Annotated in this window: 22 protein-coding genes; 12 read left to right on the forward strand and 10 right to left on the reverse strand. The window is 60.9% G+C overall.

Going from position 1 to position 24,814, the window contains the following annotated elements; genetic code table 11:
- Position 1 precedes the first annotated feature (1 nt).
- Positions 2–979 (reverse strand): MBL fold metallo-hydrolase, encoded by a 978-nt coding sequence (locus PH547_RS05475; protein ID WP_285167744.1) that lies wholly within the window; start codon positions 977–979, stop codon positions 2–4.
- A 108-nt stretch (positions 980–1,087) separates the two neighbouring features.
- Positions 1,088–1,333: a hypothetical protein gene (locus PH547_RS05480; RefSeq protein ID WP_285167745.1), complete on the reverse strand. Its 246-nt coding sequence runs from the start codon at positions 1,331–1,333 to the stop codon at positions 1,088–1,090.
- A 60-nt stretch (positions 1,334–1,393) separates the two neighbouring features.
- Between PH547_RS05480 and PH547_RS05485 the strand changes: the two genes are divergently transcribed.
- Both PH547_RS05485 and PH547_RS05490 read left to right on the forward strand, forming a co-directional pair.
- Positions 1,394–2,089: a sigma-70 family RNA polymerase sigma factor gene (locus tag PH547_RS05485; protein ID WP_285167891.1), complete on the forward strand. Its 696-nt coding sequence runs from the start codon at positions 1,394–1,396 to the stop codon at positions 2,087–2,089.
- Positions 2,089–2,889, forward strand: coding sequence for an anti-sigma factor family protein (locus PH547_RS05490; RefSeq protein ID WP_285167746.1), 801 nt, complete (start codon positions 2,089–2,091; stop codon positions 2,887–2,889). Before PH547_RS05485 ends, PH547_RS05490 begins: the two co-directional genes overlap by 1 nt.
- 13 nt (positions 2,890–2,902) lie before the next feature.
- Here PH547_RS05490 and PH547_RS05495 read toward each other — a convergent pair whose 3' ends face one another.
- The 4 genes from PH547_RS05495 to PH547_RS05510 all read right to left on the reverse strand — a co-directional run bounded on the left by PH547_RS05495 (position 2,903) and on the right by PH547_RS05510 (position 6,917).
- Positions 2,903–3,673, reverse strand: a complete 771-nt coding sequence (locus PH547_RS05495) for an HpcH/HpaI aldolase family protein (RefSeq protein WP_104824071.1) — start codon at positions 3,671–3,673, stop codon at positions 2,903–2,905.
- A gap of 67 nt (positions 3,674–3,740) precedes the next feature.
- Complete coding sequence (locus tag PH547_RS05500; protein ID WP_285167747.1) at positions 3,741–5,021, reverse strand: cysteine desulfurase-like protein; 1,281 nt, start codon at positions 5,019–5,021, stop codon at positions 3,741–3,743.
- Positions 5,022–5,122: 101 nt separating this feature from the next.
- Positions 5,123–5,848: a GntR family transcriptional regulator gene (locus tag PH547_RS05505; RefSeq protein WP_283047105.1), complete on the reverse strand. Its 726-nt coding sequence runs from the start codon at positions 5,846–5,848 to the stop codon at positions 5,123–5,125.
- Between the two features lie 97 nt (positions 5,849–5,945).
- Positions 5,946–6,917, reverse strand: coding sequence for a DMT family transporter (locus PH547_RS05510; RefSeq protein WP_285167748.1), 972 nt, complete (start codon positions 6,915–6,917; stop codon positions 5,946–5,948).
- Positions 6,918–7,040: 123 nt separating this feature from the next.
- On the opposite strand from PH547_RS05510, the gene PH547_RS05515 reads away from it, so the two are divergent.
- On the forward strand, positions 7,041–7,802 hold the full coding sequence (locus PH547_RS05515) for an AraC family transcriptional regulator (protein WP_285167749.1): 762 nt from the start codon (positions 7,041–7,043) through the stop codon (positions 7,800–7,802).
- 5 nt (positions 7,803–7,807) lie between these two features.
- Here the strand turns inward: PH547_RS05515 and PH547_RS05520 are convergent, their stop codons facing one another.
- Positions 7,808–8,692, reverse strand: a complete 885-nt coding sequence (locus PH547_RS05520; protein ID WP_285167750.1) for a sigma-70 family RNA polymerase sigma factor — start codon at positions 8,690–8,692, stop codon at positions 7,808–7,810.
- A gap of 139 nt (positions 8,693–8,831) precedes the next feature.
- Here PH547_RS05520 and PH547_RS05525 point away from each other — a divergent pair, with 139 nt between their 5' ends.
- Positions 8,832–9,290 carry a carboxymuconolactone decarboxylase family protein gene (locus PH547_RS05525; RefSeq protein ID WP_104824065.1) on the forward strand — a complete coding sequence of 153 codons (459 nt, stop codon included), beginning with the start codon at positions 8,832–8,834 and terminating at the stop codon, positions 9,288–9,290.
- Positions 9,291–9,329: 39 nt separating this feature from the next.
- Here the strand turns inward: PH547_RS05525 and PH547_RS05530 are convergent, their stop codons facing one another.
- Positions 9,330–10,241: a LysR family transcriptional regulator gene (locus tag PH547_RS05530; protein ID WP_104824064.1), complete on the reverse strand. Its 912-nt coding sequence runs from the start codon at positions 10,239–10,241 to the stop codon at positions 9,330–9,332.
- A 231-nt stretch (positions 10,242–10,472) separates the two neighbouring features.
- Here PH547_RS05530 and PH547_RS05535 point away from each other — a divergent pair, with 231 nt between their 5' ends.
- The 6 genes from PH547_RS05535 to PH547_RS05560 all read left to right on the forward strand — a co-directional run bounded on the left by PH547_RS05535 (position 10,473) and on the right by PH547_RS05560 (position 20,741).
- Positions 10,473–11,285, forward strand: a complete 813-nt coding sequence (locus tag PH547_RS05535; protein WP_104824063.1) for an alpha/beta hydrolase fold domain-containing protein — start codon at positions 10,473–10,475, stop codon at positions 11,283–11,285.
- A 79-nt stretch (positions 11,286–11,364) separates the two neighbouring features.
- A complete protein-coding gene (locus PH547_RS05540; RefSeq protein WP_104824062.1) occupies positions 11,365–12,555 on the forward strand; it encodes an efflux RND transporter periplasmic adaptor subunit in 1,191 nt (396 codons plus the stop codon).
- A 126-nt stretch (positions 12,556–12,681) separates the two neighbouring features.
- Entirely contained in the window at positions 12,682–15,879 is a 3,198-nt protein-coding gene (locus PH547_RS05545; RefSeq protein WP_285167751.1) for an efflux RND transporter permease subunit, read from the forward strand.
- A 207-nt stretch (positions 15,880–16,086) separates the two neighbouring features.
- On the forward strand, positions 16,087–16,971 hold the full coding sequence (locus tag PH547_RS05550) for an NAD(P)-dependent oxidoreductase (protein ID WP_104824060.1): 885 nt from the start codon (positions 16,087–16,089) through the stop codon (positions 16,969–16,971).
- 7 nt (positions 16,972–16,978) lie between these two features.
- Complete coding sequence (locus PH547_RS05555) at positions 16,979–18,763, forward strand: IlvD/Edd family dehydratase (RefSeq protein ID WP_285167892.1); 1,785 nt, start codon at positions 16,979–16,981, stop codon at positions 18,761–18,763.
- Between the two features lie 139 nt (positions 18,764–18,902).
- Positions 18,903–20,741 carry a putative bifunctional diguanylate cyclase/phosphodiesterase gene (locus PH547_RS05560; RefSeq protein ID WP_285167752.1) on the forward strand — a complete coding sequence of 613 codons (1,839 nt, stop codon included), beginning with the start codon at positions 18,903–18,905 and terminating at the stop codon, positions 20,739–20,741.
- Here PH547_RS05560 and PH547_RS05565 read toward each other — a convergent pair.
- Positions 20,704–21,726, reverse strand: coding sequence for a YeiH family protein (locus PH547_RS05565; protein ID WP_104824058.1), 1,023 nt, complete (start codon positions 21,724–21,726; stop codon positions 20,704–20,706). The two genes, PH547_RS05560 and PH547_RS05565, sit on opposite strands and share 38 nt — an antisense overlap.
- Before the next feature lie 116 nt (positions 21,727–21,842).
- On the opposite strand from PH547_RS05565, the gene PH547_RS05570 reads away from it, so the two are divergent.
- The gene (locus tag PH547_RS05570) at positions 21,843–22,724 is read left to right on the forward strand and encodes a LysR substrate-binding domain-containing protein (RefSeq protein ID WP_104824057.1); all 882 of its coding nucleotides are present in this window, start codon (positions 21,843–21,845) and stop codon (positions 22,722–22,724) included.
- 63 nt (positions 22,725–22,787) lie between these two features.
- Here PH547_RS05570 and PH547_RS05575 read toward each other — a convergent pair whose 3' ends face one another.
- Positions 22,788–23,597: a DeoR/GlpR family DNA-binding transcription regulator gene (locus PH547_RS05575; protein ID WP_104824056.1), complete on the reverse strand. Its 810-nt coding sequence runs from the start codon at positions 23,595–23,597 to the stop codon at positions 22,788–22,790.
- Between the two features lie 333 nt (positions 23,598–23,930).
- Here PH547_RS05575 and PH547_RS05580 point away from each other — a divergent pair, with 333 nt between their 5' ends.
- Positions 23,931–24,809 (forward strand): choline kinase family protein, encoded by an 879-nt coding sequence (locus PH547_RS05580; protein ID WP_104824055.1) that lies wholly within the window; start codon positions 23,931–23,933, stop codon positions 24,807–24,809.
- Positions 24,810–24,814: the final 5 nt, after the last annotated feature.

A 24,814-nucleotide genomic window follows, 5' to 3' on the forward strand; every position in this document is an offset into this window, starting at 1 on the left:
TTCAGGCCTGTGTTGTCGGGGTAAAGCCGTAGGCGTTGCCGTCCTTCACGAAGGTGCCGGAGCCCGGGAAGGGGAAATGCGAGCCGCAGATCTTGATATTGTCGGCGATGACGCGATCGACCAGCTTGCGGCGCGTGACGACGGCTGCCGGCCCGTCCTGATCGTAGCTACCCTCCCATTCCGGGTGGGGAGCGAGCAGCGCCGGCACGTACATGACGTCGGCGGAGACGAGTAGCTGTTCCTTGCCCGAGGCGACAAGGAAGGTGGAATGGCCGGGCGTATGGCCGGGTGCGGCGACGAGGTGGACGCCGGGAGCCACTTCTGCGCCATCGCCGACCAATTTCCAGTTGTTCCATTTCGGAAAGACGGCGCCGATGCGTTTTCCGACGTCCTTGCGGCCCGGGGCTAGCTTGTCGACACGGTCGGGCGCAGTCCACCAATTGAATTCGTCGGCATTGGTAACGAGTTCGGCGTGGGCGAAAACCGGTTCATTCGTGCCTTTTTCCATCAGGCCCCAGACATGATCAGGATGGAAATGCGAGATGATCACCGTATCGATGTTCTTGTAGTCGATGCCGGCAGCGGCCATGTTGGCGGGCAAATGGGTCGCATTAGCCTGCCATTGGCCGACGCCGGAGCCGGCATCCATCATGACCAGCCGGTCGCCGATCTTCAGGACGACGACGGTGAGTGGAATGGGCATGAATTCTGTGGTCTGGCCGGCGGCGGCCAGCGCCTGTTTGGTATCCTCGACCGAGGCATTCTTGATGAAGGCGGGATCATGAGGCTTGCGCCATATGCCGTCATAAATGGCGGTGACTTCGACATCCCCGACCTTGTAGCGATAGAAACCGACCTCCGGTTCAAGCGGTGTTGCGGCCTTGGCTAGCGATGGGATGAATTCCAGCTTCGCCGACAGGCCGAAAGCGGCTGCTGCCGCGGCCGAGCTCAAAACAGTGCGGCGCGTCATGTTGAACATTGCCTTGTCTCCTCTTTGAGTGGCATCGCCACGCGAAGCGGAGGACAGGGGTCAATCAATGCCTCCGCTGTCGAAGGAGATCGCCGGTCTCGGCGAATTATTCTCGGCTCACGGAATATTTCTGATAAGCTTTTGATATGATTTATCTAATTCTGCTGGTGCGGCGGAATAAGCGGGTGCAGAGTGGGGCATGCTGCTGCAAGGCATTGTCGCCGACAAAAAATATTTGCGAGCGGCGAGAATAAAATGCCGCCCGAAACGATCTGGAGAGTGAAGAGCAATATTCGCATCAGAGACTAGCCCGACCGAAACCGACGCTGGAGCAATGCAGGGATCATGACGACGGATATCCATTTTGCCTTCTTCGCATTCGGCGACCGGCCTCCGCCGGGTTTCGTTTCTGTATTAATCCGGATGCATGCCGTTGCCGCCTTTGTCGGCCAATCCCTGGTGTCATTCGCGAAATTGCGCCCAGCCGTCGCCATCAATGCGGTTGGTCCGATGCTGCAATCGATGCACCGCGAAAATGTCGGGAGTCTTTCGCCGGCATCGCGTGATCTGATGTTGCGGTTTCAGAATACGATCGTTCCGCATCTGGATGCCGCCTATAATTTCGCACGCTTTCTCAGCCGGGATGCCGATGCGGCGCAGGACATCGTGCAGGAAGCGTTCCTGCGTGCCTATCGCAATTTCGAGAGCTACCGGGGCGGCGAGCCTCGGGCCTGGATGTTTGCCATCGTCCGGAACTGTTACTACGTCTGGCTGAGCGAAGGCCGGCGCAAGGCTCGTTTCGAGACGCCGATGACGGCAAACGATGTGGGGGACGAAGATCTGTCACACGGCGGTGCCCACGACGTTGCCTCTGAGGAGGACTCGCCCGAGGCCGCCTTGATCCGCAAGTCGGAGTCGCAGCGGGTCCGGCAAGTTATCAGCTCTCTTGCGGACCTGTCGCGGGAAGTGCTGGTGCTGCGGGAGCTGGAAAATCTGTCTTATCGCCAGATCGCCGATATAACCGACGTGCCGATCGGAACCGTGATGTCGCGGCTTGCCAGGGCGAGGCGTGAATTCTGCGAGGCATGGCAATTGGGCGAGAAAGGCGAGGCCGCATGATGAGCGAGAAAACCCCGGAAAGCTGCCCCGAATGGGAATCGATCCTTCATTGCTACGTGGATGATGAACTCGATGCGGTTCACACGATACAATTCGAACAGCATCTTGCGACATGCCCGCAATGCACCGCCGCCTTGGAAGGGCTCAAAGACATGAAGCGGGTCGTCGGCCGGGATGGTGTCAAATGGAAAGCGCCCGATGAGGTTCGCGCACGTATTATGACGGCCATTTCTCTTGAGGAAGCCAGGCGCCAGGCGCAGGCTCCGGGGACACGCCGCGAAAATGTGTGGTGGCGCGGCCTGCAGTTGTTTGGACAATGGAGCTTCATACCGTCGCTGGCTGCCTTAGCCGCCACCATCATGCTTGTGCTTGGCAATCCGCAGGTGAGCGTGCCCATTCAGAACGAGTTGCTGGCAAGCCATGTGCGCTCGATGCTCGCCAATCATCTCGTCGACGTGCAGACATCCGACCAGCATACGGTCAAGCCGTGGTTCAACGGCAAGATCGACTTTTCGCCGCCGGTGGTCGATCTTGCCGCGGACGGTTTTCCGCTGATCGGCGGCCGGGTGGATTATATCAATGGCCGGGTCGTAGCGGCGCTCGTCTACCGCCGCCATGGCCATGTCATCAATCTCTTCGTCTGGCCGGGCGCAAAGGTCGTGCAGAGCGCGACGATGCATGATGGCTATAACCTCACCGAATGGTCCGGCGGCGGGCTGGTCTTCTGGGCGGTTTCGGATGTCAGCGCGCCCGACCTTGCTGCTTTCCGCGACAATTTTTCACGAGCAGCCGGTCTCTAGAGCCGTGGCGATTCTATGATTTGGCCGCGCCCTGTTGACGTGCCTGGGCAACCCCATCAGCAATGCCAGCGCCCAGAAACATGGTGTCGCTGGCGAGTAGGAAGAAGCTAATGCCGGCGGAAAGCCAGGCGCCGATATCGTCTGGAGACGGTCGGAAGATGCCGACCGTGCGGTCGGCGGCGAGCGCGGTTTTCGTGATGGTTTCGATCGCGGCGTTGAGCTTGTCTTTCCCTGCAGGACCCATGGCATCGATCGAGACGGAGAGGTCGCCGGGGCCGATGAAGATGACGTCGACGCCATCGACGGCGGCGATCTCCGCAATATTGGCGAGCCCTTCCGCCGTCTCCACCTGAACGGCAAGCACGAGTTCGGCATTGGCCTTGGCGAGATAATCCGGAATGCGATAGCCGTAAGCGGCCGCCCGACCGGGACCAACGCCGCGTTCGCCGATCGGCGGATACCGGGTCGCCAGCACGGCAGCTTTTGCCTGCGCCGCCGTTGACACGCGCGGCACGAGAACGCCCGCCGCGCCTGCATCCAGCGCCGAGGCGATAGACTCCGGCGTATGGCCGGGCACGCGGACCATGGCGGGAACACGATGGACATCGGCGGCGCGGATCAGGTCCTCGATGCGCTCGCGGCCGATCTGCGAATGTTCCCAATCGATGCAGAGGAAATCGACGCCGGCCGCTGCCGTAACCTCGATGGCGACGGGATGCGGAATGGCGGCGAAGGTGCCGATGAGCAGGTTTTTCTCGATGCAGTTCTTGCGGAAATTGCCCATGGTTTTTCTGCCTCTCCAACGATCTCTGCGAAGAGGGATAGCCTCAAATCAAATCTCTGCGAAGCGACTATTTGTACCGCGCCATGACCTCTGTAAGCACTTTCTCGAACCGGGCGATTTCCTCGACCTTATTGTAATGCACGAGAGATACGCGGATGGCACCGGTTTCCATGGAGAGGCCGAGGCGTTTCATCAGGCGCGGGGCAAACATATGGCCGTCGCGCAGCCCGATACCCGCTTCGCCCATGTCCGCAGCGAATTCCTGCGGCGTGATCCCCGGCATGTTGAAGCAGATGGTCGGCACGCGCTGTTCGAGGCGGGCGTCGTCGGAAATACCATAGATGACGGCGCCGTGACGCTTCAGAACGGCGATCATCTCGCGCGAAAGCATCAGCTCGTATTCGCGGATGGCACCCATGGCAGCGGCGAGCGCCTCGCGGCGGGTGTGTTGGCCCGCTGGCAGGAAGCGGAGGCCGAGGGCTTCGAGATATTTGACAGCGGCGTTCATGCCCGCGACGTTTTCATAGGTGAAAGTGCCGACTTCGATCTTGTAGGGCGGCACGTCCGGGATGAAGTCTTCCTTGAAGGTCGGCAGCTTGACCAGCGCGTCGTAGCGGCCCCAAAGGAAGCCCATGTGCGGCGAGAAATTCTTGTAGCCCGAGCAGACGAGATAGTCGCAATTCCAGGCTTGCACGTCCATCAGGCCATGCGGGCCATAGTGGACGCAATCGAGGAAGACTTCGGCGCCGGCCGCATGCGCCAGCTTGCCCACCGTGGCGACATCGACGATCGTGCCGATGGAGTGGGCAGTCACGGTGCAGGCGACGAGGCGGGTCTTGTCGTTCAGCAGCGGCTTCAGGTCTTCGGTGTGCAGCGTGCCGTCTTCGCGCATGCGCCACCAGACGATCTTGGCGCCATCGGCCTCCAGCGTCAGCCAGGTGGCGATGTTGGCGTCATGGTCCATATCGGTAATGACGATCTCGTTGCGCTCGCCGAGCAGCTTGGCGATGCCGAGGCTTACCAGGCGGATGAACGACGTGGCATTTTGGCCGAAGGAGATTTCTTCGGGACGATAGGCGTTGACCAACATGGCAACGCTCTCGCGCGCCTCATCCAGATTGCGGTCGACGCCCTGGCTGTGCTGGTATTTCGCCATGCGCTGGACGTTGTAGTCGATCAGATGATTGGCCACCGCATCGACCACCGTCTGCGGCACTTGCGAGCCTCCGGCATTGTCGAGAAACACGAAATCGCCGGCCTTCTGAATAGCCGGAAACATGGCGCGGATTTCATCGACCGGAAAGCTGTTATGGCCAGAAAATTTCGATGGCGAAGGGGAAACGCTCATGAGGATCTCGCTCACAGAAAGGGATTGAAAATGTCGTTATGATCATTTGATCACAAAATATTTGAGGGTTCAACTAAATTCCTCGCCCTATATCGGACGGTTCACCGCCGCAGCGCTGAGGCCGGTCCCTTGGCGCGAGGTTCGTCTTCTGTAGGGCAATAGTCGCGCAGGATCTCATGGGTGCGACGGATATCAGCGACGACGCCATCCCGGGCGCGGGCGAAATCGCCGGCCTTTAGCGCTTCGATGATCGGGAAATGCGGGCCTGCGGGATCGATCTCGCCGCTGCGCATCAGCGGCTCGACGGAGGCCGACAACATTCGCATATAGGGGCCGAAACGCAGCCACAGCGTTTCGATCAGTTGTAGCAGCACCTCCGAGCCGGAGGCGCGGTAGATGGTGAAATGGAACTGCTGGTTCCTCGCCATGAGTTCGTAGACATTGCTGCTGCGGCCGATGGCGTGCTGTTCGGCGGCGATGCGCTCCAATGTCTGGATATCGGTGGCCGTCAGACGGGGAATGCCAAGCTCGGCGGCCAATCCTTCAACGGCAATGCGGGCGCGGCAAAGATCGTCGAGGCGGGCAAGCGTCACGATTGGGATGCGGGCAGAGCCATTCGGCGCGACCTCCAGCGCATTTTCCGCCGCAAGCCTCCGCAAGGCTTCGCGCACGGGCATGTTGCTGGTGCCGAATGTTTCGGCGAGCGAGGCGATGGTCAGCGTCTGGCCGGGATCGAAATTGCCGGCCATCAGCGCATTGCGCAACTGTTGGTAAACGCCCTCCTGGATGGTCGTTCTCGAAGACACCGGTTCCAAGGCTATGCGCACACTCGTTTCCTTCTTGCTCGGGCGACTCCCGTCGCATCGTTCATCGTAGAACGAAGGACGGCCCGATGAAAAGAGTTTCGACACGAAGACCGGGCTGTCAGACTTCCTCCGTCTCCCAAGCAGCTTGATCCGCGCCCGGCTCTGTCTCGCCCTTGGCGATCTTCGCCTGCCGGAGGCCAAGCCCGACGCCGATGAGAGCGAGCGCGCCGCCAATAGCATGATAGGCGTATAGCTGCTCGTGTAGGATTGCCCAGGCGAGGACCGCCACGATGATCGGCAGGAGATTGATGAGCAGTGAGGTGCGGGCGGCTCCAAGTTTCTGGATGCCGATCATCCAGCAGAGCGGTGCGACCAGCGATGTCGGAATGGCCGCATAGAGGACCAGCGGCAGATTGGCCGAGGTGATCGGCGAGATGTCGCCCATCAGGAAAACCGGAATCAACAGAATGGTCGAAAAGCCGATCTGCCAGAATAATTGCTGCCACATGGAAATTGGCATCGCCCAGCGTTTCAACATCACGCCATAGAGCGAATTGGAGAGCACGGCAACGATCATCAGGCCGTCGCCGATATGGAAGCCGCCACTCAGTAGGGTCACCGGATGCCCCTGGGATGTCAGATAGATCAGGCCGATCAGCGAGATGGCTCCGCCTGCGAGGTTGGCAGCCGTCAGCTTTTCGCCGGCGAGTGCGCTGGCAAGCAGCGTCGACAGCAGCGGCATCAGCGCCACAATGACGCCCATGTTGACCGCCGAGGTAGTCTTGGCGGCCTCATAGGCAAGGCTTTGATAGATGACCATCCCGAGTGCGCCGAGGGTGGCGAGCTTCAGCCAGTATTGCTTGAGGACGGTACGGTTCTGCCATGCGGCCCGGCCAACGAAGGGCAGGAGAACGAGAAAGGCCAGCAGCCAGCGATAGAAGGAGATCGAGCCGGGCGAGATGACGCCGGATGCTGCCTTGGTGACGATGGTATTGCCGGACCAGATGAGCACGGTGCAAAGCGGCGCAAGCGCGGCGCTCGTCATGATGGAGGTCGTGCTATTGGCCGGAGGGGTCGTGCTGCTGCTCATGGCGGTCCTCCTGTCGGATGGTCGGCCTGGCCGGATCGGTCGAGATTATGGTGAAGCCACTTTTATGCTCTGTCTGATTACTGGTATATAGCGAGTTTCAGACATCGGTAGCGGATTACGGACATGAGTGCGCGCGAACCACGTATCCAGGGAGACCCGCCGCAGCCGGTCTCCTTCCGGACGGAGAATTACAAGGGCGGCACGATCTTTCCCGCCAAACGCCAGACCTGGGGCGAGCTGAATTATGCGCTCGCCGGCGTCGTCGATTTCGATATTCAGGGCGTACGCTATCTGTCGCCGCCGCATTATGCCATCTGGATTCCGCCTGATGTGCTGCATGAGGCATGGAACCAGTACGATGTTCGCTATGTCACCGTCTATGTCGAGCGCTCGCTCTGCGCCAATCTTCCGGCGGCGCCGGCAACGCTTGGCCTCAGCCCGCTTCTGAAGGCGATCCTTGCCGACTTTGCCGCTCGCGACATCACCGTGCCGAAGAGCGAGGAAGACCTGCGGCTGGCGCAGGTGCTGGTCGATCAGATACGTCAGGCGCCGCGCAGCGAGAGCTATTTGCCGCTATCAGACGACGCGTTGCTCGGACCGGTTCTGAGGGCACTGCAGGCCGATCCTGGCGACCGCCATTCCCTGGCGGAATGGGCGCATCGGATGAAAACGACCGAGCGGACGCTTTCCCGTCGCTGCCACGATCAACTCGGCATTTCCTTCAACGAGTGGCGCCAGCGGCTGAAGCTGGTTGCGGCGCTGGCGATGATCGAAGCCGGCCAGCCGGTACATCGGATTGCGGCGCAACTGGGTTACGGCAACGCCTCCGCTTTCATCGCGATGTTCCGCCGGCTGACGGGGACGAGCCCGACGCAGATGCGCTGACACCGTCACCGATCGATGACCAGCACATCGAGATTACGCAGTTGCTCGGGATCGGCCATCGCCTCGATGCTGACAATACGGCCGCCATCGGCAACGGCAAAACGGAGCGCGATGCGCAATTTTCCGCCGAGGACGACGACGGCGCCAACGGCGCCATCGATGACGGCGGGTAGGGCTCCTTGGGCACGGCCGCGGAAGGCTTCGGCCACCGCCGTCCGGCCGCGGATTTCCGGCAGCGAACCCATTTTCGTTGCCACCGCATCGGCGCGGAAGACGACGTCGGGATCGAGAGCGGCAAGAAGCGCATTCAGGTCGCCGCCGCGCGAGGCCGTCAGAAAGGCGTCGACCACATGGCGCTGGCGGCTCAGATCGGCTTCCGCAGCGACCGGCGCTCCCTGCACTCGGCGGCGGGCACGGCTGGCGAGCTGGCGTGTTGCGATCGTCGTGCGACCAACGATCAGCGCGATGTCGTCGAAGGGCATGTCGAACATGTCGTGCAGCACAAAGGCCAGCCGCTCGGCTGGGATCAGCTTTTCCAGTACCACCAGCAGTGCCAGGCCGACAGAATCGGCGAGCAGCGCGTCCTGCTCCGGGTCGTTCCCTGTACCGGCTTCATGGCTGACGACCGGTTCGGGGACGCGGATGGTCAGCGGCTCTTCGCGCCGGGATTTACGGGAGCGCAGCCAGTCGAGACAGATGCGGGCGGTCACCGTCGTCAGCCAGCCGCTGAGATTTTCGACGTCAGAAATATCTGCACGGCTGAGTCGCAGCCAAGCCTCCTGCACCGCGTCCTCCGCCTCTGCCCGCGAGCCGAGCATGCGGTAGGCGACCGCACGCAAATGCGGCCGGTTGGCCTCGAATTTTTCTGCCTGCCACTTTTTTTCGTCCATCGGTCACATTCCTTGTGCGTGCTCCGTCATGCCCATGACGAACGAAACCCAGCCGATGTGACAAAGGATCGACATGGAGCCGCGTCGTCAAGATCGGGCCCATGTTGGGCTCACCTGAAAACACCTCAAGGAGAGAATGATGCAAGCCCGCATGAAGAACCCCGCCGTCATCCTGCCGGAAACCCTGCAAGCCCTCTTGGCGGTCAGCGCCTCGATCAAGGATCGCGGTGTGTCTGAGAACACCATGGATCTCGTGCATCTGCGTGTCAGCCAGATCAATGGCTGCAGCGTCTGCACCGACATGGGTTTCCGTAAGCTGCAGAAGGAAGGCGAAAAGATCGAGCGCATCGTCGGCGTTTCTGCTTGGCGCGAAATGCCCTATTTCACCGATGCCGAACGTGCCGCCCTTGCGCTTGGCGAAGCGATGACCCGGCTTGCCGACCGGCCGGACGCGGTGAGCGATGAAGTCTGGAATGAAGCAGCCAAATATTATGACGAAAAAGCGCTATCCGCTTTGATCATCTCGGTTGCCGTGGACAATGTCTGGAACCGGCTGAACGCGACGGTCCGGCATCCGGCAGGAGCCTCCTGGAGCTGATAGCACCAGCATCACCTTCTCCCCGCCGGGGAGAAGGTCTTAAACCGCTCCAACCTTCGACGTCACCAGCAGTTTTGCCAGCCAGTCGACGAACACGCGCACCTTGTTGCTGAGATGCCGGTTCGGAGGATAGACGATGTGCAACGGCACAGGGGCGTGGGTCCAGCCGGGAAGGATGGGGATGAGATCGCCCTTGGCGAGCGCGTCACGAACCATGAAGGCCGGCGCCTGGGCGATGCCGAGACCGGTCAGTGCGGCGTTGATGTAGCTGCGGCTATCATTGACCGAGAGGATGTAGCGCGGGCTGATCTCCAGCGATTCATTGCCGCGTTGGAATTCGAACGGAACCGTTCGACCGGTCTGTGCACGGAAATAGCTGACGGCATAGTGGTTGCTTTCCAGCTCTTCCGGCCGTTCGGGCATGCCGAATTTTGCGATGTAGCGAGGAGCAGCACAGGTGATGAGATGTATCTCTCCGACGCGCCGGGCAATCAGCGACTGATCGCTCGGCATGCCTGCACGCAGGGCACAGTCCACATTCTCCGCCAGATAATCCACCAGCCGGTCGCCGACGCCGAGGTCGATGCGGATGTCCGGATAGCGCTGATGAAAATCGCAAAGCGCCGGCATGACGATGTTGTCAGCGAAAGCCCCCGCCATTTCGACGCGCAGGCGGCCGCTCGGCAGGCTTTGCGAATTGCTGATGCTGCCATCCAGCTCCTCGATTTCGGAGAGGATCTGAATGGCGCGCTCGTAATAGAGTGCTCCGTCTGTCGTCACCATCACGCGGCGAGTCGTGCGGTTCAGCAACTTGGTGTGCAAATGCGCCTCGAGCGACTGGATGAGCGTCGTTACCGTCGCCTTCGGCATAGAGAGGGTCGTGGCGGCGCGGGTGAAATTGCCCGTCTCCACCACGCGTGCGAAAGCCCGCATCGCTGATAGCTGGTCCATCTTAAGGCGCCCTTCGACCAAAAACGAAAAAGGTCGATTGTTTGTTCTGGTGAATAGTCTGATCGAATATAGGCCACTTATTCTCAGAACGGAATAACAATATGTTGTGGATGTGATTGTTGCAACGCGGCATGGGGCGCTTGGGCCGCGTAACTCAGAACGTGATCCTGGAACGTGTGACACGGTTTTCGGAAAAATCATGTTCAATCGAACAGATGAGGATATGGGTCCATGAGCGCGCCGTGGAAAGATGTGATGCTGGAAAACGTGCCCACCGGGCCGGTCGCAGCGCGGATCTACAACGGCGAAGGTATGAAGAAGGCGGCACCCATCGTGCTTTACCTGCATGGTGGCGCCTTTATCGATACCGAGCATGCGATTGACCGACCGGTGGCTGCAAGTCTTGCTGAAGCCGGTGCGATCGTGGTTGCTGCCGATTACACCAGCGGCAATCAAAATGCCTTTCCGCAGGTGCTGGAGTGCGCCTACGGGATTCTCGCCTATCTCGGCAATAAGCGGAACATGCTTGCGCTGGGCGGGGCGAAAAAATCGCTGCTCTTTGTCGCCGGTGAAGAATCGGGTGGCAATGTTGCAGCGGGAGTGGCTTTAAAGGCGCGCGACCAGATGCCCGGTTCGCTGGACGGACAGGTGTTGATATCGCCGCTGCTTGATCCCTTCATGGGATCGAAATCTTTCCTCCAGGCGGAGGAAAGCGGCATGCGCGAGCGTTGGACTGAGGGTTGGAACCGTTACCTGGGTTTTCTGGGCGGCGTCTGTCACCCCTATGCGGCGCCTCGATACTGTTCGCGGCTTTCGGGCCTCGCGCCGGCATTGGTGCTCACGGCCGAGGACGACCCGCTCCGCGACGAGGGCATGGAATACGGCAGCCGCCTGAAAGGGGCCGGCGTCCGTGTTCGCCAGCAAGTCCTTCCCGCCGGGACGGGCTGGCCCACCATCTATGGCGGGCAGTCTAAGGATAAGCCGTCATGGCAGCAGGATGTTTGCTGTAGTTTCAGGCAGTTTGTCGAGGATGTGCAGACTTGATCGGCTAAGTCTGATGATGTCGAGCCGATAGGCATTTTCGATCCCGTGCCCCAAGCCGGGATCAACAGGAGAGACTAACATGAAGTCCAACGGTAAGCGCTGGGCCCTATGGGGCGCTGGCATGGGTATTGCTGCGGCCGTTGCAGGCGCGGCGTTCTATCTGGATTTGCCCCGCGGCGCTCAGGCGACCGAGACGGCCGCCCCGGCTGCAAAGCCTGCGATCCCCGTCACCGTCGCCGCCGTCGAGGCACGCGACATCACGACCTGGCAGGAGTTTTCCGGCCGGCTCGAAGCTATCGACCGTGTGGAAGTCCGTCCGCGTGTGGCCGGCGCCATCGAGTCGGTGCACTTCCGCGAAGGCGCGCTGGTCAAGCAGGGCGACCTGCTGGTGACGATCGACCAGGCACCCTATGAGGCGGCCGTCGCCCAGGCGCAGGCGGAAGTTGGCGCAGCCAAGGCCAAGCTGGATCTCGCCAAGGTCGAAGTCGACCGTGGCCAGAAGCTCTCCGATAACAAGACGATTTCGCAGAGCGACATGGACACGCGCGCCAGCAACTACGCCGAGGCCGATGCCAATCTGAAGGCGGCGCAAGCCGCGCTGCAGACTGCGCAGTTGAACCTCGACTATACCGAGGTTCGCGCCCCGATCGCCGGTCGCGTCGGTAAGATCGAAGTGACCGTCGGCAACCTCGTTGCTGCCGGCTCCGCTTCGCCGGCGCTGACGACGCTCGTCTCTGTCGATCCGATCTACGCCAGCTTCAATGCGAGCGAACAGACTGTTACCCAGGCGCTTGCTCAACTCCCGACGACGAATGGCGCGGTTCCGCCGGTCGAACAGATCCCCGTGCAGATCGGCACCGCCAATGACAGCGGCACGCCGATCAACGGCAAGCTGCAACTGATCGACAATGAAGTCGATGCGGCAAGCGGCACTGTCACCGTACGCGCTGTCTTCGACAATCCCGGCGGGCGTCTCATCCCGGGTCAGTTCGTGCGCGTGCGCATGGGCCAGCCGAAGGCCGAGAGCAAGCTGGTCGTCAGCGAGCGGGCGATCGGCACCGATCAGGACAAGAAGTTCGTCTTCGTGGTCGATGGCGACAACAAGGTGGTCTATCGCCAGATCAGCCTCGGCGACACGGCCGATGGCCAGCGCATCGTCGAATCTGGGCTGAATGCCGGTGATCGGGTCATCGTCAACGGCCTGCAACGGGTTCGCCCGGGCGCCGTGGTCGATCCGAAGCCGGAAGAAAAAGTCGCCGCCGCTCAGTAATCGATTTCGCCGGGAGGCCGAGTCTCCCGGCGATCATGCAATGCCCTGATTTTGAAATGCTCGCGGCATATCGCCGACGGGCCTGGACTTCGTGTCCTTGCGTTTACCCCTGGAGAGGGTTCTGCCATGAACATCTCAAGATTTTTCGTCGACCGTCCGGTGTTTGCCGGAGTTCTGTCGATCCTTATTCTGGTCGCCGGCCTGATCGGCATGAAGCTGCTGCCGATTTCGGAATATCCGGAAGTCGTGCCGCCGTCGATCGTCGTCACCGCGCAATATCCGGGCGCCAACCCGAAGGTCATTGCCGAAACCGTGGCAACGCCATTGGAAGAGCAGATCAACGGCGTCGACGGCATGCTCTATATGAACAGCCAGGCGACATCGGACGGTCTTCTGACGCTGACCGTCACCTTCAAGCTCGGCACCGATCCGGACAAGGCGCAGCAACTGGTGCAAAACCGCGTCTCGCAGGCCGAGCCACGATTGCCGCAGGACGTTCGCGACCTCGGCATCACTACTGTCAAAAGTTCGCCGGATTTGATGATGGTGGTCAACCTCATCTCACCGGACAATCGCTATGACATCACTTATCTGCGTAACTACGCCACGCTGAACATCAAGGACCGGCTTGCCCGTATCGAAGGCGTCGGTCAGGTTCAGGTGTTCGGTTCGGGCGACTATTCGATGCGCGTCTGGGTCGATCCGCAAAAGGCCGCCGAACGTGGTCTGGCTGCGAGCGACATCGCCACCGCCATCCGCCAGCAGAACGTCCAGGCCGCAGCCGGCATCATCGGTGCTTCGCCCAGCGTTCCCGGTCTCGACGTCCAGCTCTCCGTCAACGCCCAGGGCCGCCTGACGACGCCGGAAGAATTCGGCAACATCATCGTCAAGAGCGGCACCAACGGTGAAATTACGCGTCTGCGCGACGTCGCTCGCGTCGAGCTCGGTGCATCGGATTATTCGCTGCGCTCGCTGCTCGACGGCAAGCCCGCAGTTGCCGTGCCGGTCTTCCAGGCTCCGGGTTCGAACGCCATCACCATCTCGGACGAGGTCATCAAGACCATGAACGAGCTGCAGACGGCGATGCCCGATGGCGTCAAGTATGAGATCGTCTACGATACCACACAGTTCGTACGCGCTTCGATCGACAAGGTCGTTCATACGCTGCTCGAAGCCATCGCGCTCGTCGTGGTCGTCGTCATCCTGTTCCTGCAGACCTGGCGCGCGTCGATCATTCCGTTGATCGCCGTTCCTGTCTCGATCATCGGCACTTTCGCGGTGATGTATGTCTTCGGCTTTTCGATCAACGCGCTCAGCCTCTTCGGGTTGGTGCTGGCGATCGGTATTGTCGTGGACGACGCCATCGTGGTCGTCGAAAACGTCGAGCGAAATATCGAAAACGGCCTCAGTCCACGCGATGCGACCTATCGTGCCATGAAGGAAGTCTCCGGCCCGATCATTGCGATTGCCTTGGTGCTGGTCGCCGTCTTCGTGCCGCTCGCCTTCATCTCCGGTCTGTCGGGCCAGTTCTATCGCCAGTTCGCGCTGACGATCGCCATCTCGACCGTGATTTCCGCCTTCAACTCGCTGACGCTGTCTCCGGCGTTGGCGGCCATGCTGTTGAAGGATCATCATGCGCCGAAGGATCTGCTGACGCGCGTGATGGATGTGTTGTTCGGCTGGTTCTTCCGCGGCTTCAATAAGGTGTTCCACCGCGGATCGAATGCCTACGGCAAGGGCGTCGGCGGCATCCTGTCGCTGAAGAGCCTGGTGATGGTGGTCTATATCGCGCTGATCGGCGCGACCTACTATCTGTTCCAGGCCGTTCCCGGCGGCTTCGTGCCACAGCAGGACAAGCAGTACCTCATCGGCTTTGCGCAGTTGCCTGACGGTGCCACCCTCGACCGCACGGATGACGTCATTCACCGGATGAGCGACATCGCCATGCAGCAGCCGGGCGTCGAACATGCGATCGCCTTCCCGGGCCTGTCGATCAACGGCTTCACCAACTCGTCCAACGCCGGCATCGTCTTCGTGACCTTGAAAGCGTTTGAGGAGCGCACGACGCCGAACCTGTCAGGCGGCGCCATCGCCATGCAGTTGAACCAGAAGTTCGGCGCGATCCAGGATGCCTTCATCGCCATGTTCCCGCCGCCGCCCGTCCAGGGCCTCGGCACGACCGGCGGTTTCAAGATGCAGATCGAGGATCGAGCGGGTCTCGGCTACCAGGCGCTCGATGAGGCCAACAAGGCGTTCCTCGCCAAGGCCTATCAGGCGCCGGAACTTACCGGGCTGTTCTCCAGCTACCAGATCAACGTGCCGCAGCTCTTTGCCGATCTCGATCGCGCCAAGGCTGAGCAACTGGGTGTCTCGGTGACCGATGTCTTCGACACGCTGCAGATCTATCTGGGTTCGCTCTATGTCAACGACTTCAATGCTTTCGGCCGTACTTATAGCGTGCGCGTCCAGGCGGACGCCAAGTTCCGCGCTCACGCAAGCGATATCGGCCAGTTGAAGGTTCGTTCGGCATCGGGCCAGATGATCCCGCTGTCGGCGCTGTTGAAGGTCGAGGCCAGCACCGGTCCGGAGCGGACGACGCGTTACAACGGCTTCCTTGCCGCCGATATCAACGGCGGTCCGGCGCCGGGCTTCTCGTCAGGCCAGGCCCAGGCTGCCGTGGAGCGCATCGCCAACGAAACGCTGCCCAAGGGCATTGGCTTCGAATGGACGGACCTGACCTACCAGCAGATCCTGGCCGGCAGCTCGGGCGTCATCATCTTCCCGCTGGCTCTGTTGCTCGTTTATCTCGTGCTGGCAGCCCAGTATGAAAGCGTCAGCCTGCCGCTCGCGATCGTCATGATCGTGCCGATGGGTGTGCTCGCCGCGTTGACGGGTGTCTGGCTGATCGGGGGCGACAATAACATCTTCACGCAGATCGGCTTGATGGTGTTGGTGGGCTTGTCGGCGAAGAACGCGATCCTGATCGTGGAATTCGCCCGCGAGCTGGAATTCGAGGGCCGCACCCCGGTTCAGGCCGCTGTCGAAGCCAGCCGTCTGCGTCTGCGCCCGATCCTGATGACCTCCATGGCCTTCATCATGGGTGTCGTGCCGTTGGTCACCTCGACGGGCGCCGGCGCCGAGATGCGCGCTGCTATGGGGGTTGCGGTGTTCTCAGGCATGATCGGCGTCACGTTCTTCGGCATCTTCATGACGCCGGTGTTTTACGTGCTGATCCGCAGGCTGACGGGCAACCGTCCGCTGAAGCAGCATCACCATAACGACAACAACCATTCGGCAGAGGTTCTCCCGATCGCCGCCGAATAGGAATATCGTGTCGGACAGTACCCCCAGTGCCCGATATGTCGTGGGCGAGACCGCAAGGTCTCGCCCCTTTTTTTATTTCACGTCGGTTCGATATTTTCCATTTCGGCCAATTTGTTTTTCGAAGATTTAGTTCCGGCCTGCCAATTTCGTTTGCATGCGGATGCCATGGGTCTATCAAACAGTCAGGCAAAGTGAAGGACGCCTTGCATGACCGATCGGAAGATAGCTTTTCTCGGGACCGGATTGATGGGAGCCCCGATGGCGCGACGGCTGCTCGCTGCCGGTTTTGCCGTCACCGTCTGGAACCGTGACCGAAGCAAGGCGGACGCATTGGCGGCCGATGGTGCGACAGTCGCCGCGACGGCGGTGGAGGCGGCCAAGGGCGCCACTGTCTTGTTCACCATGCTGACCAATGCCGGCGCGGTCAGTGAGGTCCTGTTCGGAAGCGGTGTCGCTGAAGCATTGGAGCCCGGTGCCGTCGTGGTCGACAATAGCTCCATCCCGCCGCCGCTCGCCCGCGAGAATGCCGAAAAGTTGGCTGAGCGTGGCGTTCATCATATCGACGCCCCGGTCTCCGGCGGCGTGGTCGGCGCGGCCGCCGGGACGCTGGCGATCATGGCGGGCGGTGACGCCGACGTCATCGATAGCGTCCGCGATGTGCTGGCCCCGCTCGGCCGCGTCACCCGTGTGGGACCCAGCGGCGCCGGCCAGCTTGCCAAGCTCGGGAACCAGCAGATCGTTGCGGTCACCATCGGCGCGATTGCGGAAGCCATGCTGCTGGTCGAAGCCGGCGGCGGTTCGCCCGAGGCGTTTCGCACCGCCATTCGCGGCGGCTTTGCCGAAAGCCGGATTCTGGAGCTGCACGGCCAGCGCATGATCGAGCGTAATTTCATACCCGGCGGCACGTCGCGCAACCAACTGAAAGACCTCGATGCCGTTCTCGCCGCCGCTCAAAGCCTGTCGCTGCATCTGCCGTTGACCGAAGCCGTCAGGGCGGAGTTTGCCGAATTCGTGGAGCAGGGCGGCGGTGAAAGCGATCACAGCGGCTTGCTGCAGTATCTCGAAGACAAGAATGCTCGAGGAAAGACTTGAGGAAGACATGACCGACAAGGGTATCTCCAAACGCCGCCTGCGTTCGCAGGACTGGTTCGACAATCCGGATCATATCGACATGACCGCGCTCTATCTCGAGCGCTTCATGAATTATGGCATCACGCCCGAGGAGCTACGCTCCGGCAAGCCGATCATCGGCATCGCCCAGAGCGGTAGCGACTTGACGCCTTGCAACCGTCATCACCTCGATCTCGCCAAGCGTGTCCGCGACGGCATTCGCGATGCCGGCGGCATTCCGATCGAATTCCCGACCCATCCGATCTTCGAGAATTGCAAGCGCCCGACCGCGGCGCTTGACCGCAATCTTGCCTATCTCGGCCTTGTCGAGGTGCTTTATGGCTATCCGCTCGATGGCGTTGTGCTGACGACCGGTTGCGACAAGACCACGCCATCGGCGCTGATGGCGGCTTCGACCGTCAATATTCCGGCTATCGTCCTGTCCGGCGGCCCCATGCTCGACGGCTGGCATGAGGGCGAGCTTGCGGGCTCCGGCACGGTGATCTGGCGGTCGCGCCGCAAGCTGGCGGCGGGCGAGATCGACGAAGAGGAATTCATGGAGGCGTCGCTCGCCTCGGCGCCCTCGATCGGCCATTGCAATACCATGGGAACTGCTTCGACCATGAATGCCATGGCGGAAGCGCTTGGGATGTCGCTGACCGGCTGTGCCGCCATTCCCGGCGCCTACCGCGAGCGCGGCCAGATGGCTTACCGCACCGGAAGGCGTGCGGTCGAGCTGGTTCTCGCCGACATCAAGCCTTCGGACGTGCTGACGCGTCAGGCCTTCCTCAATGCCATCCGCGTGAATTCTGCCATCGGCGGCTCGACCAATGCGCAACCGCATCTTGCGGCCATGGCGAGGCATGCGGGCGTCGAGCTTCATCCCGAGGACTGGCAGGTGCACGGCTTCGACATTCCGCTGCTGGCCAATGTGCAGCCGGCAGGCGCCTACCTGGGCGAGCGCTTTCATCGCGCCGGCGGCGTGCCGGCGATCATGTGGGAGTTGCTGCAGGCGGGCAAGCTCGATGGCGACTGTCCGACCGTCACCGGTAAGACCATGGCGGAGAACCTGAAGGGTAGGGAAGCGACGGACCGCGAGGTTATCCGTCCTTTCGCCGAGCCACTGAAGGAGCGGGCGGGATTCCTGGTGCTGAAGGGCAATCTCTTCGATTTTGCTATCATGAAGATGAGCGTCGTTTCGGAGGATTTCCGCAGCCGCTATCTGCAGGAGCCGGGCAGGGAGGGCGTATTCGAAGGCAGGGCGGTGGTGTTCGACGGATCAGAGGACTATCACAAGCGCATCAACGATGCGGCTCTCGGCATCGATGAGAATACGATCCTCGTCATTCGCGGGGCTGGGCCGATCGGTTGGCCGGGCTCTGCCGAGGTGGTCAACATGCAGCCGCCGGATGCGTTGCTGAAGCGGGGCATCCGCAGCCTGCCGACGATCGGTGACGGCCGCCAATCTGGGACCGCCGACAGCCCGTCGATCCTCAACGCCTCACCGGAAAGTGCGGCCGGCGGTGGGCTTGCCTGGCTCAGGACTGGCGACACCATCCGCATCGATTTCAATCACGGCCGCTGTGACATGCTTGTCGACGAGGCGGAAATCGAGCGACGCAAGGGTGACGGCATTCCGGCGATTCCGCCGGACGCAACGCCGTGGCAGCGCATCTATCGCCGTTCGGTCACGCAACTTTCCGATGGCGCGGTGCTCGATGGCGCTGCCGATTTCCGCGACCTCGCGGCCAATCCGCCGCGCCACAATCATTAACCACAAATGGATTGCGACGGGAGTTGCGGGCAAAAGCCCGCAACTATTGAGGGCCTATTAAATATCGCTAAAGGCACTGGTGCAAAGATGCCGCCGAAATCTTGCAAACTTTCCATATATCAGGAGGGGTTCGAACTCGGTGGAAGAGACGGTGTCAGGGCGATCCGAACAGGAGTTCCAAGACCTCTTGAGGAGGTTGGAATTGGCACTGGAGACGTCTCAAATCGGCGTCTGGGAGCATAGCCTGAACCAGGAGGAAATCCTCTGGGATCTGCAGATGCACAAGCTCTACCAGACCGGCGCCACCGATCGCAAAGTGTCCTCGGCGGTCTGGCTGAACGCTCTTCATCCCGACGATGTCGAGCGGGCAATCGCCGAGTTCGAGGCAGCCACTGCGGAAAAGGGTTTCTACAACTCGCAATTTCGCATCATCCTGCCCGAAGGAGAGATACGTTATCTGCGCTCGCGCGCCCATTTCTATGAGGGGCCTGACGGCGAGCCGTCCTTCATCGGCGCGGAGTGGGATGTCACGGCCGATGTCCTGCTTAACCGCGAGCTTACCAATCAGAAGGCGGTCGCGGAGGCTCGTGCAATCGCGCTGGAGCAGAGCCGCGCCCGCATAGAACATGCCGCCGACCACGACTATCTGACCGGCCTCCCCAACCGCCGCTACTTCGATCGCCGCTTGGCGGAGCTGCGCGCCGATCCGGCGGTCAAGACGCTGGCCGTCCTCCACATCGATCTCGACAGCTTCAAGCAGATCAATGACAAATGGGGGCACGCAGCCGGTGACGTGACGCTGCAGAATGCGGCGGTACGGATTTCCGGGTCGATTACGGCTAAAGACATGGTCGCCCGCATTGGCGGCGATGAATTCGTCGTGGTGCTGGTCGACATCGATGGTGCCGACGACCTCAAAACCATTGCCGAGGATATTTTATGGCGGCTGCGGCGCGACATCCGCTTCCATCATGAGATGCTGCCGGTGGGCGCCTCGATAGGCGCAGCCTGGAGCGTCGTTGGCGAGGCCGGCAATCTACTGGCGGAATCCGACATCGCCCTCTATCAAGCCAAGAAATCTGGCCGCAACCGCGTCGAATTCTTCACGCCGAAACTGCAATCCGATCTGCAGGCCGAACGGCAATTGGCAGAGGAATTGCGACTGGCGCTGATACGGCACGAAATCGTGCCTTACTACCAAATCCAGGTGGATGCGCGCAGCCGACGGATTGTGGGGCTGGAAGCTCTGGCCCGATGGTGGCACCCGGAGAAGGGGCTGCTGGCGCCGGCAGCCTTCCTCAAAGTGGCCGAGGAATATGGGCTGACGGCCGAGATCGATGCGGCCATCCTGAACCGCGTACTGTTCGACCGAGCCAACTGGGCCATGCAGGGCCTGACGCCGCCGCGCATTGCCGTCAACATCTCGGGGAGCCGTCTGGCTGATCCAAACCTGATCGAACGGCTGCAGGCTCTGAACATACCGCCTCATACCATCACCTTCGAGCTGATCGAAACGATCTTCCTCGACGATCCCGACGACAAAACGCTCGCCAATATCGACGCGATCAAACAGATGGGCATCGAGATCGAGATCGACGATTTCGGCTCTGGCCATGCTTCACTGATTGGCCTCGTGAAGCTGAAACCGAAGCGACTGAAGATCGACCGGCAGTTGGTGACCGCAATTACCGTCTCGGACGAACAGCGCCGCCTGGTGGGTTCGATCGTGGAAATAGCGAGGGCGCTCAGCGTCGAGGTCATCGCCGAGGGGGTCGAAACCGAGGACCATGCGCGGCTCCTGGCGCGTGCCGGTTGTGACGGACTTCAGGGGTATGCGATCGGTTATCCCTCGCCGGGCAACGAGATCGCGGTGCTGTTGACATCGGTACTGAGGCCAGATCAGCACCCGGCTTCTGGCAATTCCCAAGGCAATGCCGGGCCTACTGGATTTGCAGGGCGGCAATCAGCCCATAGCTGACGACGCCGAGCGTCAGTAGCGACAGCGTAGCAGCCGTAATCACCCGGCCGCCGGCATGCGCAACGGAGCGGATGTTCACCGACAGGCCAAGTGCGGCCATCGCAATCACCGTCAGGATGTTGGAGGTCAGGGCCATCGGCGCGACCAGTGCGTCCGGGATCAGGCCGAAAGAGCGTAGGGCCATCAGTCCCAGAAAGCCGCAGATGAACCAGGGAACCAGCGAGTGGCGGTGGCCCGTGCGGCCGTCCATCCCCGCCGTTTCGGTCTTGGTGATGATCCCGAGCAGGAAGATGACGGGCCCGAGCATCAATACGCGCACCAGCTTGACCAGGGTGCCGGTCTGCACAGCAAGCATGCTGACAGGTGCGGTGGCGGCAAGCACCTGGGGCACGGCATAGACGGTCAATCCCGCCAGCACGCCATATTGCGGCACGCTCATGCCGGCGTGGAAATAGAGAAGCGGCAGCAGGAAGACGGCGGCGATGCCGAGCACGGCAGTAAAGGCGAGGGCGGCGGCGATCTCTTCAGAGCCGGCCTCGATGACCGGGGCAACGGCAACGATGGCCGAGTTGCCGCAGATGGAGTTGCCGCAGGCAATCAGCGTCGCCAGTTTCGGCGGCAGGCCAAGCAGCCGGCCGATCGCATAGGTCGCTACGATCGACAGCACGACGACGATGGCGATGCCGGCGATCAACCAGACACCGGCGCCGCTGATCGCCGAGAGGCTGATCGAGGCGCCGAGCAGGACAATGGCGATTTCCAGCAGGATCTTGGCGCTGAAATCGATCCCGGGGCGCAAGGTGGGTTTCAGTGGCTTTACGGTGCAGACGACGATACCGAGCGCAATGGCGAGCACCAGGCTCTCGATCCATCTGCCGCCGAGAATACCGATCTCGATGCGCTCGCCGGCATAGGCGAGAAGCGCGACGGTACTCGTCAGGGCAAGGCCCGGGAGGATCATATTGGCTCGGTGGAAAAGGGGCATGCAGAACCGCCATTCGGATAAAGAGACTTTGCTATGACGAGAAAGTCTCACCTCCTGACGTCGACATCCATCGAATATTATCCTATGTTTCATTCGATAAATTAGAATGATTTCCTATGACTTTCGAGCAACTCGCTATCTTCGTCGCCGTCGCCGAGCGGGAGCATCTGACCCATGCGGCAGAGGCTATTCATCTGACGCCGTCTGCCGTCAGTGCGGCCATCAAGAACCTCGAAGCCTATTACGGCGTCGAGCTGTTTCATCGTGTCGGCCGGCGGATCGAGCTTACGGAAACCGGCCGGACCTTTCTCGGCGAAGCGAAGGCGACGCTGGCCCGCGTGCGTTCGGCAGAGCTCATGCTTTCCGAACTCGGCGGACTGCAGCGCGGCCGGCTCAGCCTGCGCGCCAGCCAGACCATCGCTAGCTATTGGCTGCCGCCCGTGCTGATGCGCTTTCACCGCGACTATCCCGGCATCGAGCTCGATTTGACCATCGGCAACACGCGCACGGTCACCGAGGCGGTCATCGAAGGCACTGCTGAATTAGGTTTTGTCGAAGGGGAGGTGGATGCGCCGGTTCTGTCGATGAAAGTCGTGGCGCAGGATGCGCTTGTCATCGTCGTGCCGCCAAGTCATCGCTGGGCCGATGGCCGGAGGCTGACTGTTGCCGACCTTGACACCGGTACATCGTGGGTGATGCGGGAGGAAGGTTCGGGTACGCGGTCCGAATTTGAAAACGCCATCATCAAGCTCGGCACTTCACCGCATGATCTCAGTGTGGCGCTGGTGCTGCCGTCGAACGAGGCCGTGCTGTCGGCGGTCTGCTCCGGGCAGAGCGCGGCGGCGATTTCCAGCGCGGCGGCCATGGCTTATCTACAGCAGGGATTGCTGGTGCGCGCGGCCTTCGACCTGCCGGTCCGCAGCTTCCGTCTGCTGCGCCACAAAGAGCGCCATGCCAGCAAGGCGGCGCTGACCCTGGAGGCCATGTGCCGGAGCTGAAGCAATAACACGAATAGTGGAAGCGCTTTTCCATTGGGAATCGCGAAGGCTGAACCGCTCTCGTCAGAACTGCTCCATCCGGCGCTGGCTGGCGACGACGAGGTCGATCTCGTTGCGGTCGAGCATGGCACGGATATCGGGAGGCGGCAGCTCGTCGGTGACCATCATGTCATAGATGCCGGGATCATCAATGACGATTGGGGCGCTGCGCCCAAATTTGGCGCTGTCGGCGACGATGATGCGGTTTTCGGCCCGTCGCGCTGCTTCGCGGGAATATTCCGCCTCCTCCAGATCATGCAGCATGAAGCCGGAGACGGCGTTGACGGCGCCCACGGACAATATGGCATGGCGAACATTGAAGCGGCGCAGGAAGTTGGTCGCTTCCATGCCAAAGGCGCCGCCGTCGTGGCTGCGCAGTTCGCCGCCGGCAAAGAAAACGCGATTGCCGTTGCGGGTCGCAAGCGCATGGGCGACCGAGACGGCATTGGTGACGATGAACAGGTTTTGATGCTTCTGCAGCGCAACGGCGATGAAGGCCGTCGTGGAACCTATGTCGAGGAAGAGCGTATCGCCGTTCTGGATCATTGCCGCGACGCGGGCCGCGATCATGCGTTTGGCCTCGGCATTCTCGTTCATCCGGAAATGCAGCGGCTGCTCGATGATGGAGTCCTTGATATGGACACCGCCATGAACCTTGGTGACGAGACCATTGGCCTCCAGGCTGCGGATATTGCGGCGGATGGTCTCCTCCGAAACCGCCAGCCGCTCGGCGAGAAACTGAATGCGGCTTGCGCCGCCGGCGAGCCGAAGCTCCTCCAGGATCTCGCGTTCCCGATGGTTCGAATGAAGCGGCACCTGCGAGATGTCCGACATGGTATCGATCCTATCTAAGGCATGGTCCCAAAACGTGCGAAGCGGCTTGCGGATAAGACCATGCCTGATCAAACATCTAGAGCGGGATAACGACTCAAACGCAAGTCATCTCGTTCCAATCACCTCGAGATTGAATTTTTAAGTCAAATCTCACTTACGGTGAAGCTTTCTGTTGCAAATATCCATAGCCCAATACGGATTAGACCTTATTCCCCGCATAATCCAACAAAAAACCAAATGGGCGTTTCATTTTGTGGGTAGTTCTTGACAGTTCTCCTTTTGTGAGGAACCTTTTGCATCTAAAAGACGCGCGATTATTGCGCTGGAGGAGGGATGGTCGTCACGCCCGAAGACAAGATCCAGGCTCTTGGTATCTGGCGCGGATCGATCGAGATCGCTCCGCTCGTGGGCGGCATCACCAATCGTAATTATCTGGTCACCGATAGCGGCCGACGTTTCGTCGTCCGGCTCGGGACGGACATTCCGGTGCACCATATCAGCCGCGCCAACGAACTGGCCGCGAGCAAGGCCGCGCATGCGGCGGGGTTGTCGCCTGCTGTCATTCACCATGAACCAGGCATCCTTGTGCTGGACTACATCGATGGAAAACCGCTTGCAGCGGAGGATATTCGCGGCCCTTTGATGCTGGAGCGCATTGTACCGCTTGTCCGTTCCTGCCACCAGAATGTCGCGAAACATTTTCGTGGCGCCGCGATGATCTTCTGGGTTTTTCATGTCGTGCGCGACTATGCCGCCGTTCTCAAAGAAGGCGGCAGCCGGCATGAAGCATTGCTGCCTTCCTTCCTCGAAATTGCCGAGCGATTGGAGCAGGCTGCTGGGCCTTTTGACATCGCTTTCGGCCACAATGATCTGCTGGCCGGCAATTTTCTCGACGATGGGACAAGGCTCTGGCTGATCGATTGGGATTATGCGGGATTCAACACGCCGCTCTTCGATCTCGGGGGGCTTGCCTCCAACAATGAATTCTCCGAACGCCAGGAAACGGCGATGTTGGAGGCCTATTTCGAGGCGCCGGTGAGCGAGGATCTGTGTCGGCGCTACCAGGCGATGAAATGCGCTTCGCTGTTGCGCGAGACGATGTGGAGCATGGTTTCCGAAATCCATTCCCATATCGATTTCGATTATTCAGCCTATACGAGCGAAAATCTGGCGCGATTTCAACGTGCCTATCAATCATTCCGGAATTCTTGAGGTGA

Source organism: Rhizobium cerradonense (assembly GCF_030182455.1).
Taxonomy (GTDB): Bacteria; Pseudomonadota; Alphaproteobacteria; order Rhizobiales; family Rhizobiaceae; genus Rhizobium.

What these genes read in the sequence shown, in the direction of transcription:
- PH547_RS05475 (WP_285167744.1), bottom strand. Translation starts at nt 979, where the DNA reads ATGTTCAACATGACGCGCCGCACTGTTTTGAGCTCGGCCGCGGCAGCA.
- PH547_RS05480 (WP_285167745.1), bottom strand. Translation starts at nt 1,333, where the DNA reads ATGGATATCCGTCGTCATGATCCCTGCATTGCTCCAGCGTCGGTTTCG.
- PH547_RS05485 (WP_285167891.1), top strand. Translation starts at nt 1,394, where the DNA reads ATGCATGCCGTTGCCGCCTTTGTCGGCCAATCCCTGGTGTCATTCGCG.
- PH547_RS05490 (WP_285167746.1), top strand. Translation starts at nt 2,089, where the DNA reads ATGAGCGAGAAAACCCCGGAAAGCTGCCCCGAATGGGAATCGATCCTT.
- PH547_RS05495 (WP_104824071.1), bottom strand. Translation starts at nt 3,673, where the DNA reads ATGGGCAATTTCCGCAAGAACTGCATCGAGAAAAACCTGCTCATCGGC.
- PH547_RS05500 (WP_285167747.1), bottom strand. Translation starts at nt 5,021, where the DNA reads ATGAGCGTTTCCCCTTCGCCATCGAAATTTTCTGGCCATAACAGCTTT.
- PH547_RS05510 (WP_285167748.1), bottom strand. Translation starts at nt 6,917, where the DNA reads ATGAGCAGCAGCACGACCCCTCCGGCCAATAGCACGACCTCCATCATG.
- PH547_RS05515 (WP_285167749.1), top strand. Translation starts at nt 7,041, where the DNA reads ATGAGTGCGCGCGAACCACGTATCCAGGGAGACCCGCCGCAGCCGGTC.
- PH547_RS05520 (WP_285167750.1), bottom strand. Translation starts at nt 8,692, where the DNA reads ATGGACGAAAAAAAGTGGCAGGCAGAAAAATTCGAGGCCAACCGGCCG.
- PH547_RS05525 (WP_104824065.1), top strand. Translation starts at nt 8,832, where the DNA reads ATGCAAGCCCGCATGAAGAACCCCGCCGTCATCCTGCCGGAAACCCTG.
- PH547_RS05530 (WP_104824064.1), bottom strand. Translation starts at nt 10,241, where the DNA reads ATGGACCAGCTATCAGCGATGCGGGCTTTCGCACGCGTGGTGGAGACG.
- PH547_RS05535 (WP_104824063.1), top strand. Translation starts at nt 10,473, where the DNA reads ATGAGCGCGCCGTGGAAAGATGTGATGCTGGAAAACGTGCCCACCGGG.
- PH547_RS05540 (WP_104824062.1), top strand. Translation starts at nt 11,365, where the DNA reads ATGAAGTCCAACGGTAAGCGCTGGGCCCTATGGGGCGCTGGCATGGGT.
- PH547_RS05545 (WP_285167751.1), top strand. Translation starts at nt 12,682, where the DNA reads ATGAACATCTCAAGATTTTTCGTCGACCGTCCGGTGTTTGCCGGAGTT.
- PH547_RS05550 (WP_104824060.1), top strand. Translation starts at nt 16,087, where the DNA reads ATGACCGATCGGAAGATAGCTTTTCTCGGGACCGGATTGATGGGAGCC.
- PH547_RS05555 (WP_285167892.1), top strand. Translation starts at nt 16,979, where the DNA reads ATGACCGACAAGGGTATCTCCAAACGCCGCCTGCGTTCGCAGGACTGG.
- PH547_RS05565 (WP_104824058.1), bottom strand. Translation starts at nt 21,726, where the DNA reads ATGCCCCTTTTCCACCGAGCCAATATGATCCTCCCGGGCCTTGCCCTG.
- PH547_RS05570 (WP_104824057.1), top strand. Translation starts at nt 21,843, where the DNA reads ATGACTTTCGAGCAACTCGCTATCTTCGTCGCCGTCGCCGAGCGGGAG.
- PH547_RS05575 (WP_104824056.1), bottom strand. Translation starts at nt 23,597, where the DNA reads ATGTCGGACATCTCGCAGGTGCCGCTTCATTCGAACCATCGGGAACGC.
- PH547_RS05580 (WP_104824055.1), top strand. Translation starts at nt 23,931, where the DNA reads ATGGTCGTCACGCCCGAAGACAAGATCCAGGCTCTTGGTATCTGGCGC.